Here is a 2,235-nt window from a genome sequence, read left to right on the forward strand (position 1 = left end):
AAACTGTCGGAGTTTTTGGGGGATTTACAAGATAAAATGTATCACTTCGTAAATGGAGGGGGTTCAACCGTATTTTTTCAATACTCCTGTGAAGAAGAAAAATGGATTTTAACCAAAGTTGAACACACTGGTATTTGATAATAACCAAAAAATCAAATCAGACAATAAAGCCCGGTAAGTTCCGGGCTTTATTATTTAGCGATGTTTTGCTGAAAGAAATCCTGAAACTTCTTTTTGGTCAACATAGTATCGAGCATTTTGTAGATTACATTTTTATCTTCTTCTTCGAGCTGTTCCACCAGTCTTATTTTCTCAGCAACCGTTTTATCTTCGACAGTTACGGGGGTTGGCTTTTTATTGTCGTCAGGGTTCAGTAGCTCGTCAACGGTAATGCCGAAAATCCCCGAGAGCTTTTGCAGAACTTCCACAGACGGCTCACGTTTGCCGTTTTCAATTTTGTTGTAATTGCTTTGGTCTAAACCGACCTCAAGGGCTACGGCTTTTTGTTGCAGTCCTTTATCCTTACGGATCTGTTTTATTTTTTCTCCTACCGTCATCACGTGAATATTTGCTTCAAAATTAGTCTTTTTGACAATTATATGCAATAAGTTAATTTATTTGACCTTTTTAAATTGTCATAATCGGAAATTTTATTTTGCATTTGCATTGGTCAAAAACGACAATAAATAATTTTAGTATGGAAATAACCGAGATAAAACAAAAGCTCACGATAGCCAACGTACTGCACTACTACGGCTTAAAGACCGACAAGCAGAGCAGAATAAATTGTCCGTTCCACGAGGACAAAACCCCGAGTATGCAGGTGTATTACAAAACGCAGACGGCATATTGCTTTAGCTCCAACTGTAAAACACACGGAAAAAGTATGGACGTGATAGACTTTATAATGCACAAAGAGAACTCAACAAAATCCGGAGCTATCAACAAAGCAAAGGAAATCATCGGTTACACAGAACCGAACAGCAAAGAACGCTATCAACCCGAATTAAGCCGAGAACAGTTTTTAGGGAATATGTACCAATACTTTAAAAATGCGGTCAGCAACTCAAAACCTGCAAAGGATTATTTACAGCAAAGAAATTTAGACCATAAGAAAATCGAAATCGGCTACAATGCGGGGCAGTTCCATCACGGGGCAAGGCGGGACGAACAATTAATAAACCAATGTTTGGAGTACGGATTATTGATTGATAAAAACATATTAGGCAGAACTGGAGAGAAAGCTTACGGAGTTTTTGGGAAATGGTGCATTTGCTTTGCTCTCAAAAATAAGGATAATGAAGTAACAGGATTGTATTTTAGAAGTACGTTAAACGATAAGGAAAGCAGACATTTTTATCTAAAGAACCGCAAAGGCTTATATCCAAATTATCCCGATAAGAACACCAAAAAGCTGATAGTAACGGAAAGCATTATTGACGGAGCAAGTTTGTTGCAGATAAAAGAAATAGCGGATAATTACAGTGTATTGGCTTGTTACGGAACGAACGGACTAACCGAAGAACACCAACAGGCAATAAAGGATTTACCGCAGTTAGAAGAAATCATTTTCTTTTTTGACAACGATACAGCAGGAAAAGAGGCGGTTAAGAAATACGGAGCAATGCTTGGGAGCGAATACCCGAAACTGAAATTAACCACAGCAGAACCGATAAACAAAGACATCAACGAAACCTTACAGGGACACGATGAGAGCATATTTATTGAACTTTTAAATAATCGAACCGAACTTATTTTTTCATCTGAAGAAAAAAATAAATCAGAAGAACCCAAAGAAAAAATAATTGCCGGCGGTGGCTCACCGCTAGATTTTTTGAAACGGAAACATTTCCGAAACCAGATGGAAATCAGCCAACAATCCAACGGTGAGAAGCTATGATTATGCTTACGATGGACTCAACCGATTATTGGATGCTGCTTACACCAAAGGAAATTACCAAGTGGTAAATGCCTATAACGAGAGTTTGCAATATGACCACAACGGTAACATCAAAAGCGTCTTACGTTCTGGCAATCAAGATCTTAATAATAACACGGTTTACATTGATGATTTGGAATATACCTATCAAGCCAACTCCAACAAATTGCTGAAAGTAAAAGACAAAGTCTCGCATGCAAGCGGTTTTAAAGACGGAACAAACACGGGGAATGATTATGCTTACGATGAAAACGGAAATTTAACAAAAGATTTGAACAAAGGAATTTCCGAAATCA

At 37.8% G+C, this 2,235-nt stretch carries 2 protein-coding genes and 1 pseudogene; 2 read left to right on the top strand and 1 reads right to left on the bottom strand.

The window, feature by feature from the left end; genetic code table 11:
* Positions 1 to 191 precede the first annotated feature (191 nt).
* On the bottom strand, positions 192 to 557 hold the full coding sequence (locus HMPREF2660_RS05995; RefSeq protein ID WP_070486119.1) for a helix-turn-helix domain-containing protein: 366 nt from the start codon (positions 555 to 557) through the stop codon (positions 192 to 194).
* Positions 558 to 697: 140 nt separating this feature from the next.
* On the opposite strand from HMPREF2660_RS05995, the gene HMPREF2660_RS06000 reads away from it, so the two are divergent.
* Together HMPREF2660_RS06000 and HMPREF2660_RS06005 are read left to right on the top strand one after the other, a co-directional pair.
* The gene (locus HMPREF2660_RS06000; RefSeq protein ID WP_083299074.1) at positions 698 to 1,900 is read left to right on the top strand and encodes a CHC2 zinc finger domain-containing protein; all 1,203 of its coding nucleotides are present in this window, start codon (positions 698 to 700) and stop codon (positions 1,898 to 1,900) included.
* Positions 1,887 to 2,235 (top strand): annotated as a pseudogene (locus HMPREF2660_RS06005) (hypothetical protein); the annotation flags it as partial. The gene HMPREF2660_RS06000 and the pseudogene HMPREF2660_RS06005, both read left to right, overlap by 14 nt.

Source organism: Weeksella sp. HMSC059D05 (assembly GCF_001809725.1).
GTDB lineage: Bacteria > Bacteroidota > Bacteroidia > Flavobacteriales > Weeksellaceae > Weeksella > Weeksella virosa.

Bases quoted from the DNA above. Each gene is read 5' to 3' on its own strand.
- HMPREF2660_RS05995 (WP_070486119.1), bottom strand. From the start codon at position 557: ATGACGGTAGGAGAAAAAATAAAACAGATCCGTAAGGATAAAGGACTG.
- HMPREF2660_RS06000 (WP_083299074.1), top strand. From the start codon at position 698: ATGGAAATAACCGAGATAAAACAAAAGCTCACGATAGCCAACGTACTG.